This is a genomic window from Mycobacterium sp. NPDC006124 (assembly GCF_040614235.1).
Taxonomy (GTDB): Bacteria; Actinomycetota; Actinomycetes; order Mycobacteriales; family Mycobacteriaceae; genus Mycobacterium.
In genome coordinates this window covers 105,634-122,268 of sequence record NZ_JBEXUA010000006.1, presented here as the reverse complement: position 1 = coordinate 122,268, position 16,635 = coordinate 105,634, and the positions used below count along the sequence as shown (strand labels likewise).

The 16,635-nt window shown below is 64.6% G+C and carries 13 protein-coding genes; all 13 read left to right on the top strand.

The window, feature by feature from the left end; genetic code table 11:
* Positions 1–25: 25 nt before the first annotated feature.
* Entirely contained in the window at positions 26–1,312 is a 1,287-nt protein-coding gene (mshA, locus tag ABZ195_RS14470) for a D-inositol-3-phosphate glycosyltransferase (protein ID WP_355218762.1), read from the top strand.
* A 41-nt stretch (positions 1,313–1,353) separates the two neighbouring features.
* Entirely contained in the window at positions 1,354–1,851 is a 498-nt protein-coding gene (locus tag ABZ195_RS14465) for a YbjN domain-containing protein (protein ID WP_355219225.1), read from the top strand.
* 43 nt (positions 1,852–1,894) lie between these two features.
* The gene (locus ABZ195_RS14460) at positions 1,895–2,635 is read left to right on the top strand and encodes a phosphoglyceromutase (RefSeq protein WP_355218760.1); all 741 of its coding nucleotides are present in this window, start codon (positions 1,895–1,897) and stop codon (positions 2,633–2,635) included.
* A gap of 140 nt (positions 2,636–2,775) precedes the next feature.
* Positions 2,776–3,960, top strand: coding sequence for an ATP-binding protein (locus ABZ195_RS14455; RefSeq protein WP_355218758.1), 1,185 nt, complete (start codon positions 2,776–2,778; stop codon positions 3,958–3,960).
* Positions 3,957–4,643, top strand: coding sequence for a two-component sensory transduction protein RegX (gene regX, locus ABZ195_RS14450; RefSeq protein ID WP_355218756.1), 687 nt, complete (start codon positions 3,957–3,959; stop codon positions 4,641–4,643). Before ABZ195_RS14455 ends, regX begins: the two co-directional genes overlap by 4 nt.
* An 894-nt stretch (positions 4,644–5,537) precedes the next feature.
* Complete coding sequence (locus ABZ195_RS14445; RefSeq protein ID WP_355219223.1) at positions 5,538–6,299, top strand: glycosyltransferase family 2 protein; 762 nt, start codon at positions 5,538–5,540, stop codon at positions 6,297–6,299.
* Positions 6,300–6,360: 61 nt separating this feature from the next.
* Positions 6,361–7,281, top strand: coding sequence for a glycosyltransferase family 2 protein (locus tag ABZ195_RS14440; RefSeq protein ID WP_355219221.1), 921 nt, complete (start codon positions 6,361–6,363; stop codon positions 7,279–7,281).
* Between the two features lie 236 nt (positions 7,282–7,517).
* Positions 7,518–8,597, top strand: coding sequence for a glycosyltransferase (locus tag ABZ195_RS14435; protein WP_355218754.1), 1,080 nt, complete (start codon positions 7,518–7,520; stop codon positions 8,595–8,597).
* Complete coding sequence (locus ABZ195_RS14430; RefSeq protein ID WP_355218752.1) at positions 8,572–9,882, top strand: lipopolysaccharide biosynthesis protein; 1,311 nt, start codon at positions 8,572–8,574, stop codon at positions 9,880–9,882. The genes ABZ195_RS14435 and ABZ195_RS14430 overlap by 26 nt, the downstream gene beginning before the upstream one ends.
* Before the next feature lie 716 nt (positions 9,883–10,598).
* Entirely contained in the window at positions 10,599–11,114 is a 516-nt protein-coding gene (locus ABZ195_RS14425; protein ID WP_355218750.1) for a hypothetical protein, read from the top strand.
* Positions 11,115–11,176: 62 nt separating this feature from the next.
* Positions 11,177–12,637 (top strand): family 16 glycosylhydrolase, encoded by a 1,461-nt coding sequence (locus ABZ195_RS14420; RefSeq protein ID WP_355218748.1) that lies wholly within the window; start codon positions 11,177–11,179, stop codon positions 12,635–12,637.
* Positions 12,634–14,757, top strand: coding sequence for a hypothetical protein (locus ABZ195_RS14415; RefSeq protein WP_355218747.1), 2,124 nt, complete (start codon positions 12,634–12,636; stop codon positions 14,755–14,757). Before ABZ195_RS14420 ends, ABZ195_RS14415 begins: the two co-directional genes overlap by 4 nt.
* A 926-nt stretch (positions 14,758–15,683) precedes the next feature.
* Entirely contained in the window at positions 15,684–16,631 is a 948-nt protein-coding gene (locus ABZ195_RS14410) for a glycosyltransferase (protein WP_355218745.1), read from the top strand.
* The last annotated feature ends 4 nt before the right edge of the window (positions 16,632–16,635 follow it).

Below are 16,635 nucleotides of genomic sequence, written 5' to 3'. Positions count from 1 at the left end.
GGGCCGCCCGGTGTAAGTATGGGTTGTGCGCGTAGCCGTCCTGTCGGTCCATACGTCCCCGTTGGCTCAGCCCGGGACGGGTGACGCGGGCGGCATGAACGTCTACGTCCTGCAGACCGCGCTGGAACTGGCCCGCCGCGGAGTCGACGTCGAGATCTTCACCAGGGCGACGACGTCGTCGGACGCCGCGGTAGTGCGGGTCGCCCCCGGTGTACTGGTCCGCAACGTGGTGGCGGGACCCTTCGAGGGCCTCGACAAGCACGACTTGCCGACCCAGCTGTGCGCGTTCACCGCCGGCGTCCTGCGCGCCGAGGCCACTCACGAACCCGGCTACTACGACGTCGTCCACTCGCACTACTGGTTGTCGGGCCAGGTCGGCTGGCTGGCACGCGACCGATGGGCGGTGCCGCTCGTGCACACCGCCCACACGCTCGCCGCGGTGAAGAACGCCTCCCTCGCCGCCGGCGACCGACCCGAGCCGCCGCTGCGGTCGGTGGGCGAGCAACAGGTCGTCGACGAGGCGGACCGGTTGATCGTCAACACCGAATACGAAGCGCGCGAGCTGGTGTCGTTGCATCACGCCGACCCGGACCGCATCGACGTCGTCCATCCGGGCGTCGACCTTGCGACGTTCACCCCGGGTGACCGGGCGAAGGCGCGGCGCGAGCTCGGCCTCGGGGCCGACGAGAAGGTCGTCGCGTTCGTCGGCCGCATTCAGCCACTCAAGGCGCCCGACGTGCTGCTGCGCGCCGCGGCCAAATTGGCGGGGGACGTGCGCGTGGTGATCGCGGGCGGCCCCTCGGGCAACGGGCTGGCCAATCCGGACTCGTTGGTTCGGCTGGCCGAGGACCTGGGTATCACCCCCCGGGTGACCTTCCTTCCTCCCCAAACCCGCGAACAGCTCGTCGGTCTCTACCGGGCCGCCGACATGATGGCGGTGCCCAGCTACGCCGAGTCCTTCGGCCTCGTCGCCGTGGAAGCCCAAGCCTGCGGAACGCCGGTGGTGGCGGCCGCGGTCGGCGGGCTTCCCGTCGCCGTTCGGGACGGGGTCACCGGCGTGCTCGTCGACGGCCACGATCCCGACGACTGGGCCGCCGCCATCGGCGGGCTGTTCGACCGCGGACCCGACACGATGCGCGCGGCCGCCGTCGAGCACGCCGCGACCTTCTCCTGGGCTCACACCGTGGACGCCCTGCAGACCAGCTACGGCCGGGCGATCAGCGACTATCGCGCCCGCCACCAACGGCCGGACACACCGTCGCGGCGTACCGCCCGACGGTTCTCGATCCGGCGCGGGATCCGGGCCTCGTGAGCGTCAACCAGCCGCCCACGCGGCTCGCCGACAACCCTGCCCTGCAGGTCATCGAGGCCACGTGCAAGGAAGCCGACCTCGAGTTCGCCTTCCACGAGGGTGCCGACGGCGCCCCGTCGGGGGTGGTGATCCAGGTGCCCGGCGAGCGGCGGCTGATCACCAACACGATCCTCACCGTCGGTGACCACACGGTCCGCATCGAGGCCTTCATCTGCCGCAAGCCCGACGAGGACTTCGAGAAGGTCTACCGCTACCTGCTGCGGCGCAACCGTCGGCTGTTCGGCGTCGCCTACACCCTCGACAATCTCGGCGACATCTACCTCGTCGGCAAGATCGCGCTCGAGTCCGTCACCCCCGAGGTGATCGACGGCATCCTGGGACAGGTGGTTCAGGCCGTCGAATCCGACTTCAACATGTTGCTGGAGTTGGGCTTTCACTCCTCCATCCAGAAGGAGTGGGAGTGGCGGGTCAAGCGCGGCGAATCGCTGAAGAATCTCAAGGCCTTCGAGCACCTGATCGACGATCAGGACGACGACTGAGCGAACGCCGCGCCCGGTATCTCGGCGGGATAGCATCGTCGCCATGGCGACACTGGTGCTTCTGCGTCACGGCGAGAGCGAATGGAACGCGCTGAACCTCTTCACCGGCTGGGTCGACGTCGACCTGACCGACAAGGGCCGGGCCGAGGCGGTTCGTGGCGGTGAGCTGATGAAGGCCGAGGGCGTCCTGCCCGACGTGCTCTACACCTCCCTGCTGCGGCGCGCGATCACCACCGCGAACATGGCGCTCGATGCGGCCGACCGGCACTGGATCCCGGTCGTGCGGGACTGGCGGCTCAACGAACGGCACTACGGCGCCCTGCAGGGCCTCGACAAGGCCGAGACCAAGGCCAAGTACGGCGAGGAGCAGTTCATGGCGTGGCGTCGCAGCTACGACACGCCACCCCCGCCCATCGAGAGTGGCAGCGAGTTCAGCCAGGACGCCGACCCGCGCTACGCGGGCATCGGCGGCGGCCCGCTGACGGAGTGCCTGGCCGACGTCGTAGCGCGTTTCGTCCCGTACTTCACCGAGACGATCGCCCCGGACCTCGGGGCCGGCAAGACGGTGCTGGTCGCCGCGCACGGCAACTCCCTGCGGGCGCTGGTCAAGTACCTCGACGGAATGTCCGACGACGACGTCGTGGGACTCAACATCCCCACCGGGATACCCCTGGTCTACGAATTGGACGAGAATCTCGAGCCCACCGTGGCGGGCGGCCGGTACCTCGATCCCGACGCCGCCGCCGCGGGTGCCGCCGCCGTCGCCGCCCAGGGTGCCAAGTAGTCCTCGCCGAGGCCGGCGCGGGCGAACAGTGGGTGAACTCCGGTGAACGGAGCCCGAACTCCTGTATTTGTCTTTGTGACTTGTCCCGATTTGGCCGCACGCTGCTGGGATGACGTTCATCCAATGCGTACGATTTTCGCGTGACTGGGGTAGCGGCGCTGCTGCTGACGGCAGTCGTGTCGCTCGTCGCGCTGGCCGCCGGAGTGGCCGTCGGGTTCGCGTTGGCGCCCCGGATCGCCGAGCGACGGCGACGCCGCTCGGACGAAGAGGACGGCCTGACCGTCTCCCAGATGCTGCAGCGCATCGTCTCGTTGTCGCCGGTGGGCACCGTGGTGGTCGACACCTACCGTGACGTCGTCTTCATGAACGACAAGGCGCGCGAGCTCGGCCTGGTCCGCGACCGCTTGCTCGACGACCGGGCGTGGGCCGCCGCGCAGCGCACCCTGGCCACCGGTCACGACGTCGACTTCGACCTCGCACCCGTGCGGCGCCCGATCCCGGGTCGATCGGGGTTGTCCGTCGGCGGTCACGTCCGCCTGCTCAGCGAGGACGACCGGCGCTTCGCCGTGGTCTTCGTCGACGACCAGTCCGAATACGCCCGCATGGAGGCCACCCGCCGCGACTTCGTGGCCAACGTGAGCCACGAACTGAAGACGCCCGTTGGCGCCATGGGCGTGCTGGCGGAGGCTCTGCAGGCGTCCACCGACGACCCCGAGACCGTCAGTCGGTTCGCCGACATGATGATCACCGAGTCCAACCGGTTGGCCAACATGGTCGGCGAACTCATCGAGCTGTCCCGGTTGCAGGGCGCCGAACCACTGCCCAACCTCGAGGCCGTCGACGTCGACTCCGTGGTCAGCGAGGCGCTGTCGCGGTACAAGGTGGCCGCCGACAACGCCGACATCGCGATCACCACCGACGCCCCGACCGGCTTCAGCGTCCGCGGCGACCAGGGTCTGTTGGTGACGGCGATCGCCAACCTGGTCTCCAACGCAATCGCGTACTCGCCCAAGGGCTCTCCGGTGTCGATCAGCCGGCGCAGCCGAGGCGACGACATCGAGATCGCGGTCACCGATCGTGGCATCGGCATCGCGCGCGACGACCAGGAGCGCGTCTTCGAGCGATTCTTCCGCGTCGACACGGCGCGGTCCCGGGCCACCGGTGGCACGGGACTCGGATTGGCCATCGTCAAGCACGTGGCGGCCAATCACAACGGATCCATCCGGCTGTGGAGTCAGCCCGGTACCGGTTCGACGTTCACCCTGTCGATCCCGGCCCATCCCGAAACCGACGACGAGTCGGATGTACGAGAGGACCAATCGTGACGAGCGTGTTGATCGTGGAGGACGAGGAGTCGTTGGCGGATCCGCTGGCGTTCCTGCTGCGCAAGGAGGGCTTCGAGGCCACCGTCGTCACCGACGGCCCGTCGGCCCTGGCCGAGTTCGAACGCTCGGGCGCCGACATCGTGCTGTTGGACCTGATGCTTCCCGGCATGAGCGGAACCGACGTCTGCAAACAACTGCGATCCCGCTCGAGCGTGCCGGTCATCATGGTCACGGCGAGGGACAGCGAGATCGACAAGGTCGTCGGGCTGGAACTCGGCGCCGACGACTACGTCACCAAGCCGTACTCCGCACGTGAGCTCATCGCCCGCATCCGGGCGGTCCTGCGCCGCGGCGTCGACACCGACGATTCCGGGGGCGACGACGGGGTGTTGGAGGCGGGGCCGGTGAGGATGGACGTCGAACGGCACATCGTGTCGGTCAACGGCAGTTCGATCACGTTGCCGCTCAAGGAATTCGACCTGCTCGAATATCTGATGCGCAACAGCGGCCGGGTACTCACCCGCGGGCAGCTGATCGACCGGGTGTGGGGTGCGGACTACGTGGGCGACACCAAGACCCTCGACGTGCACGTCAAGCGGCTGCGCTCCAAGATCGAAGGTGACCCGGCCAACCCGGTTCACCTGGTGACGGTCCGCGGTCTGGGCTACAAGCTCGAGGGCTGATTCTTCGGTTTTGCCCCAGGCCGCTGGTGCTACCGCGGCCGAGCGACTCGAGCCACAATTCAGACCGATTCACAGGCGCCCCGCAGAAACTTCCGTTCTCGGCGCCTCCGCACAGTTTCAAGCGCCTTGCGCCGGCCATCGAGGACCGGCCAACGACATCACTGCGCATTCAGCAGTCCCGCGATGATGCCGTCGCGTCTTGACCACAGCAAATCGCACGGCCTGTGAGCTGCATCTTTCATACTTTTTTCATCAATTTGACAGGCGGCAAGGGTCGTCCGTTCCCGCCCTGGCGCGCACAAGTCCGGCACCCGAATGGTCGCAGATGATTGAAGATCGCTGGCGGTGTCCCGTAAAAGTTAGCCAAATCTGCAAGGGCGCGTTCGTTTAACCGGCTTAAGTGCATGGAACTGCTGTCACGCCACTGGGTAGTGGCGTTTGCCAAAATTGCACCTTCAGGTTGCGTTGCAGAGTGTCGGCGGGTAGCTTTCCAGTCGTGAATTCATGTTTTCGCCACGGGGTGAGGATGGCCTTGCGGATGATGGCGGACGGGTCAGTCCGCCCTCTCTATACGGACTTGGTGTTGCGCCTGCCGTGTAGGTGTGCATCGGCGTGCAAAGTTAGCAATGACGTCGAGCTGTCGTTCGGGCATCCTGCGTACGTCGGAATCACTGGGTTCTCGGCCAAGCACCGTCAAAGCAGATGGAGTGATGCTCGGCAACGAACCGAAGTTGGTCTCGCGTGAACGCGATCATCTTCATCATCACTGACGGTCTTTGGACAGCCATGGCTGCTTCCACCGAAAAAGGGGTTTAGGCCATGAGTGTCGAAGCACCAGGCACCGAGGAACAAGACACGATCGAGACGGGCAACGATCCGCTGCTCGTAGAGGCAATGCCACGAACCACCGTGACGGTCATCATTCCGGCCATGAACGAGGCGCGGAACCTACCGGACGTGGCGCTGCGGATGCCCGATGGCATTGACGAAATCATCTTCGTGGACGGGCACTCCGAGGACGACTCCATCGAGGTCGCTCGGATGCTGTGGCCGACGGCGAAGATCATCTCGCAAACACGGCGCGGCAAGGGAAACGCTCTCGTGTGTGGTTTCCAAGCAGCGACGTCCGACATCGTCGTGATGATCGACGCCGACGGATCAACGGATCCAGGCGAGATCGCACTGTTCGTCGACGCCCTGAACGGCGGAGCAGACGTCGTGAAGGGAAGTCGTTTCGCAAAGGGTGGCGGGAGTGCTGACTTCACCCTGACCCGTCGCTTCGGCAACAAGCTGTTCAATGCATTGGTCAACGCGAAATTCGGGGCTTCGTTCACCGATCTCTGCTACGGATACATGGCGTTCTGGCGCTGCCACCTGCCTGCCATGGCGCTACCCGACACCGAAGCCACGGAAGCGCAGTGGGGCGACGGATTCGAGATCGAGACGTTGATCAACGTGCGGATCCTCACGTCCGGCTTGAAGGTCGTCGAGGTCCCGAGTTTCGAACGCAGCCGCATCCACGGCGCGAGCAATCTGCATGCCTTCAGCGACGGGTGGCGTGTACTGCGCACGATCCACGGTGAACGGGCCCCGCGACGTCGCGGCACGCGAGCTCTCGCCGAAGCTGCGCGAGTTGGTCAGCATGTCAGTCGATGACGTCACGCGTGCGTGCACCGTCGAACTGGATCGCCCAGGGGCGAAGCCACTTTCGACGTCCGTGGTGATCTGCGCCTACACGATGCAACGGTGGCAAGACTTGCGTGCATCGGTCGACTCCGTCTTGGCTCAGGAGTGGCCGGTCGACGAAGTCCTCTTGGTCATCGACTACAACGACCAACTATTCGAGGCTGCGGTCGATCACTATGGCGCCGACCCACGGGTAAAGGTGTTGCGTAACGATGCCGGTCGGGGTCTGTCCGGTGCTCGCAACACGGGTTTGCAGGCCGCCACCTCGGATGTGGTCGCCTTTCTCGACGATGATGCGCGTGCCGAGAGCAGTTGGTCGCGAGCGATGGTCGGACACTACGGCGTCGAGGATGTGGCGGGCGTCGGCGGATACGCGGCTCCGCAATGGCCGGCTGGACGCCCTTGGTGGTTGCCCGCCGAGTTCGACTGGGTCGTGGGGTGCAGCTATGTCGGTCAGCCGATGGTGGTGACTCCGGTGCGCAACTTCCTCGGATGCAACATGTCCCTGCGGCGGGATGCGATGGTGTCCGTCAGCGGCTTCGACTCTGCCGTTGGGCGGGTCGGTTCGAAACCTACGGGCTGCGAGGAAACCGAGTTGTGCATCCGAATCAGCCAGCGCACGCCATCCGCTCGGCTCCTCTTCGACCCGGAAATGCGCGTGCTGCACACGGTGACCGGAGAACGCACGACGTTCCGTTACTTCGTCAGCCGTTGCTACCACGAGGGAAGGTCGAAGGCGATGGTGTCTCGTCTCGTCGGTGCAGCCGACGGGCTGAGCAGTGAACGGTCCTACGTCACGAAGGTGCTGCCGAGGGCGGTGGCACGTGGCCTCGCGAGCTTCAGCGCCGCCGGATTCGTCCGCGCGACGGTAGTCGTGACCGGCGTCTTGCTGACCACGCTCGGGTACGCGAAGGGCCAAGCGGAAGCCGCGTCGCATCGGATCGTCCGGTGACGCTCTCGACCGCCGCAGAGGCGGTTGAGTTGCACCCCGCCCTGCCGACGACGCATGTGCCAACCTGGGCTGGCGCCATCTGGATTGGGGCGATCGACATCGCATCGGTTGACCGACGAGGTGCATACCGGCTGCGTGATTCGGATGGCTACACTCGCGCGCGGCTTCTCGTTCGTCGCGGCCGAGACGCCGTCGGGTTCGTCGAAGTCGGTGTGCAGGCGGATACGGTCGACCCGGTGGAGTTGAGCGATGCCGTCAGTCACATGCACAGTGGGCCGCTGACGAAGTCGTCTGGATCAGCCGAGGCGGTGGGGATCACCGTCGTCGTGTGCACCCGTGACCGCGTCGACATGCTCAAGGTCGCGCTCGCCTCCATCCTTGCGCTCGACTACGCCAACTACGCCGTCATCGTGGTCGACAATGCCGCACGGACCGATGAGACTCGCAACTACGTCACCGGTCTTGGCGATCCGCGCGTGCGATTGGTCGTCGAACCGCGACCAGGTCTGTCGCGTGCACGCAATGCCGGGTTGTCCGCCGCGACCACCGAGATCGTCGCATTCACCGACGACGACGTCCTGGTCGACAGGCACTGGCTGCAAGGCATCGCCGACGGGTTTGGCCGGGCGCCGACGGCGGCGTGTGTCAGCGGGATCGTTCCCAGCGGCGAAATCAGAACGCCCGCACAGGCGTATTTCGATCAGCGCGTCGGTTGGGCCAGCTCGTGCAATCCCGCACTGTACGAACTGGATTCACCCCCAGCCGGGGTGCCGCTCTTTCCGTTCCAGGTAGGCATCTACGGAACCGGTGCCAACTTCGCCGTCCGCCGGGAGGTGGTGTTCGCGCTGGGTGGGTTCGACGAGGCGCTTGGAGTCGGATCGCCCACCGCTGGCGGCGAAGACTTGGACATGTTCTTCAGAATCCTGCTGGGCGGTTGGAGCTTGGCGTACGAACCGTCGGCAATCGTGTGGCACCGCCACCGCGCCGACAACGATGCCTTGGCCGTGCAAGCACGCGGCTACGGCCTCGGACTGGGTGCGTGGTTGACCAAGATCGCGCTCGATCGGCGAACCGCCTTGCTCGCTCTGCGCACCTTGGTGCGCAATGCGCGCACCGCAGGCCGACTTGGTTACCGGATGGCCAAGGTCGCCAACCCCCCGGCAGCACTGGTATCGCTGGTTCCCGGCGGCGTCGGCAAATTGGAACTCACGTCGATTCTTCGCGGACCTCTCGCCTATCGCGCCGCCCGACGCGAAGGTCGCCGCGCTTCTCCGTTGATGGGAGGCTGTCATGAGCCCGCTGTCGTCGACGGGTAGGAACCTCCGGCTGAACTCCTTCGCCGTGGTGGTCTCCAATGTCGGCACTGGTGTGCTCGGACTTGCGTTCTGGGCCGTTGCAGCCAAGTTGTACACGCCGGCCCAAGTCGGAGTGGCATCGGCGACCATTGCATCGGCGATCATGTTGTCGACCCTCTCGAATCTGAGCATCGGTGCGATGTACGAGCGGTTCCTGCCCGTCGCCGGACACCGAGCCGGTGTGTTGTTGATCCGCGGCTATCTGCTGGTCGCCGTCGCGGCAGTGGTCCTCGCCCTCGGGGTCCTCCTGCTGGGGCCCGAGGCGCTGTTCCCGACCAGTGCGGAGAAGGTGTTCTACCCCTTGTTCGTGGTCGTGCTCGCCCTCTTCGCGCTGCAGGACAACACGGTCGCCGGGCTCGGCGTAGCGCGCTGGGGAGCCGTGAAGAATGGTGTGCATGCGGTAGCCAAACTGGCCCTGCTCGTGGCGCTTTCGGCGTCTGGTGCTGCGCTGGCGATCATCATGTCCTGGGGTATGACCGCGGCCATCGCGATGGGGTGTGTGATCATCGCGATGCGGCGGTTGATCCGGACCGATGCAAGGTACTCGTGGCCGCCCGATCTGCCGTCGCGCGGTGAGATGTGGCGCTATTTCGGAGCTTCGTACGGGATTACAGCCCTTGCATCCATTGCGCCTCTCGTCGTTCCACTGGTCGTCATTGCGCAACTTGGACCGGATGCGAGCGCGTATTTCGCGGTCAGCTGGTCGATGGTGACCGCGGTATACGTCATGTTGAGTCTCTTGATCGGCCCCTTCGTCGCCGAATGCGCGGCGCACCCGGATCGTATCGGCACGCTGTCAGCCCAGTTCGTCAAGACGATCGGTTTCGTTGCCTTGCTCGGCGGTGCGGGGCTCGCGGTCATCGGACCCGTTGCGCTCGGCTTCATCGGCAATCAGTATCGCGAGCACGGGACTCCAATCCTCTTCCTCGCGGCAATCTTCATTCCCTTCACCGTGATTGGCGCGGTGTACGACGGGCTGGCACGGGTCTATCGCAGGCTGACGCTGGCGGTGATGACGCAGTGCATGGTCACCGCAGTGGTGATCGTCGGGTCCGCAGTGACGACGAAGCCGCTCGGGGTTCTCGGCATAGGTGTGTCCTACCTGGCTGCCGAGATCTTGGCGGCCGCTATCCTCATAGGACCTCTGATCCGTTGGTTGCGTGAGCTGAAAGTGGGTTCCCGGGAGTCCGTGGAACCTCGTCCGAGTGGCTCGGCTCCGCAGGGCACCGTGAGCGGTGCTCGATGAGCACGGTCAAGATCGGTCCCTTGGACATGATGTGGGCGGACAACCGAATCATCAGTGCGGTGGGACCCGTCGATGTCGGGCGTACTGAGCAGATCGTGCAGACGGTGCACGAGCTCGCGGTGCGAGGCGGACCGAACACCCGTTTCGGGCTGCTGCCGAGTACCGAGACCAATGTCTGGCAGTACGCGCCCGAGGCTTTCGTCGGTGAGGTTGAAGCTCTATCAGGTTGCGCCGCAGACGATCTGCCTTCCTTGCTCACTCGACGTGCGCGGTCGGGCAACCGTGCGCACGCCGTCGACATCGCCGTCGCCGGCGAGTACCTCGTAGTCGACATGTCGCACGGGCTCGGCGACGCCAACTTGGTCAATCTCCTCAACTCCGCTCTCGGAAGCAATGTTCGGCCAGGCTCCCTTCCGGACTGGTCGTGCGCTGCTCCAACGCGGAACCCGCTCGGTCAGGCAATCGCCAGGTATTACTCCTCCAGACCGCGCCGCGTGTGCTCGATGCTGCGAAGTCGCCATCACGGAGAGGTCGCCGCTGCTCGCGACGTGGAACGAGTTCCGTGGCAACGTGCTCCGATCATGGTCGCATCCCGCTCCGAGGATGCGACGATCGAGCGGCTACGGCGGTTGCGGGACCGGACATCCTCCGATCTCTCGATCGCATCGATCATCTTCTCCGCTCTCGTGGTCGCGGTCCGATCGCGTGGGATCGAGGTGGATGACTCGGTCAACGTCGTCTACGACTGCCGGCGATATCTGCCGAAGAACAGCAAGGTATTCGGAAACTTCGTGTCGGGCGTCGACGTCTCGGTACCCGACCCCGCTGTTCCAATGCAGCTTCACCGTGGTATCGCTGAAACAGCCTCGTGCGGTCGGCCATTGGCCGCTCTCCTTCTCAACGCTCAGAAGTTTCACAGTCGATACAAACACGGACAGGCCTACTCCTCGGTGGTGGACGTCGCGGCGACCCCGCGCGCAAAGCTGGTGTTCTCCCACGTCGGAAGCATCTTCATGGGCACCAAGGGCGACGACGCGCAACGATTCGGCAATTGCATCAACGAACCGAAGGACCCGGAGGCCATCGTCTTCACGATCACTCGCCGAGCGTCCGACTTCGACGTAAGCGCGTCCTTCCACTCCAACGTATTCTCGCCCGATGTCATTCAATCCGTCCTCGACGACGTGACGGGCGAACCGGAATCCTTAGTTGCACAACGGATGAGAGACTGATGGCGCGTCACGGAATCAGAAGTAGAACAGCGCGGAGACTGCCGCAGATTCTCATCTGCGCGGTGCTGCAGTTCTTCGTTTGCGAGTTCTTGGTCGTCGGGAGCTGGCGCGGTCACTACAGCTATGGTCAAAATCTGATCAGCGATCTTGGGGTGCCCTACTGCGGAATGCAGGGAACCGAGCCGTGCAGTCGCAGCTGGATGTTGATGGATGGGTCGGTGGTGCTCGTAGGTGTTGCGCTGTTGACCGCAGCGGTCTTGCTTCGTCGGCCCTCGCAACCCTTGGCCGGCAACTTCTTTCTTGCGGTGTCAGGGATCGGCGCGGTCGTCGTCGGGCTGGTTCCCTCCAATTCGCTCTGGAGCGTTCACGCTCTGGGAGCTAGTTTGTTCTTCCTCTTCGGCGGGTGTTATTTGATCACCGTCGGGCTGTCAGCCTGGGGAGCCAGCCCGGCCAAGGCTGCTCGCTCGTGGCCGCTCCTCGAGGTTGCGCCAAGGCTCGCCACCGTGTGTGGCTGCGTCGCCGTGGCCGGCTACTTCGCCTTCAACGGCAACTGGCAGGCAGGCCTTGGGCCCGGCGGTATGGAGCGGGTGACGGCGTACTCGGTCGTCATCGGCTTCGTGTGCCTCATGTGGCGGGAGAGTCTCTCCCGGCGGACTCCGCGGGATGACATCGCCGGAAGAGGCGTCACGCGCTCTTCGTTGGCGAATTCCGGGGCGACCCGCGGCAGCGCGGTCGTGTCGATGGTCGCGGCACTCGCCTTGGTGACGATCGCGACCGGCTGCTCCATCAGCCGAGCCGATGCGGTCATCGGCGATGGCGCGATGTCCGACGACTTCGACGGCGCAGACGGTTCAGCGCCGAGTTCCAAAGTCTGGTCCTACGATCTCGGCGGAGGCGGCTGGGGTAACGGCGAAGTGCAGGACTACACGAATAGTCCTGACAACGTTCGACTGGACGGCGACGGCCACCTCGAAATCAATGCCGTCCGCGATGGCGACGGTCGGTTCACGTCCACGCGACTCACCACGAAGGGAAAGTTCGCCTTCACCTATGGCAGGGCCGAGGCCCGGATCAAACTGCCTGCCGGAGATGGCTTGCATCCGGCGTTCTGGTTGCTCGGCTCGGACATCGATGAAGTCGGCTGGCCACGCGCGGGTGAGATCGACGTCATCGAGACCGTCAACGATGCGGCGGCCAACAGTTGCACCATCCATGGGCCGACCAAGAACGGCGGGGACTGGCAGGCCGGCGATGGCGGCGCGTGGCCGGGCTCGCTCTCGTCGGATTTCCACACCTACTGGGTCCGGCGCGCGCCTGGCAGTATCACCATGGGGATCGACGACACGACCACGTGTTCGCTCAACGCCGACACAGTTGGAGCTCAGAACGAGTGGGTGTTCGACAAGCCCTTCTTCCTGCTACTCAACATTGCCGTGGGTGGTGAATATCCCGGGCCGGCGAGCGCACGCACACCCTCGACGTCGACGATGCTCGTGGATTGGGTTCGGGTGAAACCGTCATGACCGCATCTCTGCTGCGCGAGCGCAGCGCGATGTCGATTCAGGACGAAGCGGCTCCGGGCTCCGGCCCGTCCGTCTACACGCCCGCCCTCATCGGTTGGTGTTCCGTCGCGTCCGGCGTCGCCGCCATGGTGCCGTTGCCTTCTGGCCTCAGGGCCATCTTCCTTGCTCTCTTCGTGCTCTTTGGGCCGGGTACCGCCGTGGTGATGCGATTGTCGCTCCCGAAGGCGGCTGTGATCGCGGCGGTGCCCGTCATCGGCCTAGCCGTCGTCTCCGGTGCGACAACGGTCCTCGCCTGGTTCCACCAGTCGGCCGCCCCCATCTTGCACTTGGCTTTGCTCGTGCTGGTGACGATCGCGATGTTGCGCCGACCGGCTGAGACGGCACTTCCTCGACCAACCGCCGCGGGCGCACGTCGGCTGGCTCTCGATCTGGTGGCCGACGTGCGGGCGAGCGCGCGGGAGGGGCCGGCGCTGCTGCTCGCCGTCGCAATCGCGGCCTGGCTGGCAGCCCTCCCCGGGCTACGGCACGTGCCCTATTCGCAGTTCGGACTGCTCTTCGTCGGCACGGGGCCCGCGATCGCGATCTGCACGGTGGTGGCGTTGGGCGCGTTCGTCCTAGCACTGCGACGGGACTCCCTCACATCCGCCGGACTCGCGATCGTCGCCGTCATCGCGGTGCAGCGCTTGACCGTCACGCTCGTCACCGACGTACCGATCTACAACTGGGCCTACAAGCACCTCGGCGTCGTCGACTACATCCAGCGCTTTCACGACCTTCCTGGTGGCAGCGACATCTACGGTTTGTGGCCCAGCTTCTTCACCACCTTCGCCTGGTTCGGTGAGGTGTCGGGCATGGAACCGATCGTCGTCGCTCACGTCTTCGCACCAGTCATCCACGCGCTGATCGCCGTCGAGGTCGTCTCGATCGCGAAGCTTCTCGGATTGAATTCGAAGGTCGCGCTCACGGCGGCGATGATCTGCGAATTGGTCAACTGGGTAGGCCAAGACTACTTCTCGCCCCAGGCAGTGGCATTCGTGATGGCGCTGGGCATCGTCGCCCTTCTCATCGCCTCGAAGAGCCACCGAGTGGCCGGTCTTCTGTCGATCCCGTTGTTCGCTGCCCTCGTTCCGCTTCATCAACTGACGCCATATTGGTTGTGCGGCGTCGCGACCGTGCTGGCCGTCGCCGGACGAGTTCGGCCCAGGTGGTTGCCAATTCCGTTCATCGGCCTGCTCGTGGCATACCTGATGCCGCGACTCGCGATCGTGGCGCCCTATGGAATCTTCTCGTTCAATCCCGTTGCCAACGCCCAAAGCAACGTCGAGTTCGAGGGCTCCTTCGGGAAGTTCTTCACCTCGCTCGCATGCCGATCGTTGTCGGCCGCAGTGGTCCTCCTGGCCTTGGTGTGCGCGATCCTCTGGTGGCGCCAGCGCAAGCCATGTCTCATCGCTGCGGTGATGGCCTTCAGCTCCTTCGCTCTGTTAGCCGGACAGAGCTATGGTGGCGAGGCAATCTTTCGCGTCTACCTCTACGCAATACCGGGATGCGCAATCTTGATTGCTCCACTTCTGTTGCAAGCGATCATGTTTCGGTCGAAGCGGGCGGTGCTGCAACGCGCGGTAGGCGCAGGCGTGATGACCCTGATGGGGTTGGCTACGCTGGCAGGACTGCAGGGCTATTACGGTCTGTGGCCCATAGTCCTGGAGCACCGGTCTCAGATTGCGCTCGGAGATGAGTTGATGGCGCAGGCGCAGGCACCGATCAAGGTGATGTCACTCTATCCTGGCGGCGGACTGCCCACTCGCTCGACGGCGGACTACTTTCGTTTCACCGAGCAGGACAAGGACTTCGATCAGGCCATACCCGCTCTGCCCACCGACTTCCTGCGCAACTTCCCGAATGCGAACCAACTCCAGGACATCTCGGCGTCGGCGGCGAGTTTTCCCGGCGAGACATACATCGTCTTCGACCAGCAGGCGAACCTTGCCCTCGACTACTACGGGTATCTCCCGCCGGGGTCGATCACCACGTTCGAGGATCAGCTACGAAACAGTGGTTCATGGCGGGTCTATCGGACCAATGACGTCACGACGATCTTCGAGTTCATCCGCGGCCGATAGACAGACGCAGCGAGTGCGGAGATGATCGTGCCTCCGCTGGATCGGCGCAGTGCCTATCCGCGCAGAATTCGTCTCAGCAGTTTGCGTGCCGCGGGTGGGCTCGACCATGCGCGTCTGCGAAACCGCTGGCACTCGCACAGGGCGCAGTCCGAGCCTCGTCGGTAGTGCCGGTGCGCGGTCTTGGCATGTCCACACCGGCACAGTACGACGTCGTTCGACATTTGCAGTCAGTGTAATGGGGTTGCTCAGCCGGTCCTACAGTCCGTGTCCGCGAGCAATTCGACGACGTCGTCTCACACCTCGGTAGTTGATCGTGCCGCTAGCCAGTGGCGGCGTTGACAGATGCGCAGACGAGCACTGACACGCACTCGGGCAAAAGTTGCTGTGAAAGACCTACGCAAAGGGTCCAGCGCTTGCTGAACGACTTGTGTCATGTTGCTGGAACGTGATGGGGAATCCCAGCCAGGGGCTGTCGTTCGATGCCGCCAACCCGTGGGCACGGCCGTGGTGACACGCGACGACGAAGGCGTCAGAACTAACATAAGACCAGTTCAAGATCTACTTACGGAGGTATTGGAGCACTCCCGGCGCATGGCGGGGATGTGGGATCCCCATGCTGACGACATCGAGCCTCAGCGCTTCCTGGAAGTCGTTGCCCGATGGAGGCTGGCTTCGGCCATCTGTTTGCGAAAAGTGCGTCAGCGCGTCTAGAGACTGTCTATTTGCAGTTGCGAAAATCGAACGATGACGTTACATTTCAAGGGCACCGCACGTTCCCGCTCTGGTAGCTGAACGCTGAATCGGGTCCCGCGGTGCGAGCAGGCGACCGTTCGGTTACCTCGACTCCGATCAAGTGGGGGCGTCAACGTGACACTGGTGTGCGGTAACGAACGCTCGGCATGTCGCCGTTGCGAGGTGTCCGCGCCATGACGACCGATACGGCCCCGCGCACCAGCCCCCGAGTGTCCCTCTGCATTCCGGCCTATCAGGCCGAGCGACATCTGCGGGCGACCCTCGACAGCGTTCTTGCTCAGACCTACGACGACATCGAAATCGTCGTCGTCGACAACAACAGCGACGATCACACCGGTGACATCCTGGCTTCGGTACACGACAGACGTGTTCGAGTCCTCCGGAACACCGAGACCCTGCCGATTGCCGAGAACTTCAACCGAGCGGTGACCCAGAGCCGGGGTCACTACGTCAAGTTGATCTGCGCTGACGACACCCTCGAGCCGGACTGCATCGCACAACAGGTTGGGATCATGGACGCCCACCCGGGTGTGGCTCTGGTCTCCGTGAAGACTGACTTCATCGACGATGTCGGCGACATCCTCCGTCCCGGCAAGGGTTTACGAGGAATCGCCGGGCGGCAGTCGGCGCAGCGCACCGTGAGGCGCGTCGTCCGCAGCGGTACCAATCCGATCGGTCCGCCGGTCGCGGCGCTGTTCCGTCGCTCCGACTTCGATCTGTGTGGCGGATTCAACGGCGACCTGCCATTCCCGATGGAACTCGACCTCTGGGTCCGGCTGATCCGACATGGCGACTTCTACGGACTGCCAAAGACATTGGCTTCCTTCCGAATTGGTTCAGGATCGATGACGGCGCTGACGTCGGCGCGGTCCCAACTGGGGCAGCAAATCGAGTTCGTTCGGCGCCTCGTTGGCGATCCTCGCTGGCGGATCTCCACCCCGGATCGCGTGGTCGGATTCGCCAACATGTTGGACAAGCAGGTGAGGCGAGACGTCCTCTTCTTGATGAGCTCTGCTCGGGCATCTCGCCGGTGCCGAGCGGGCGGCGCCGACGCTCAGGCCACGACGACGACGTCGAGCCTTCGGCCGGACCGTGAAGATTCTCAAAAACCCGTTACGTGAAGGG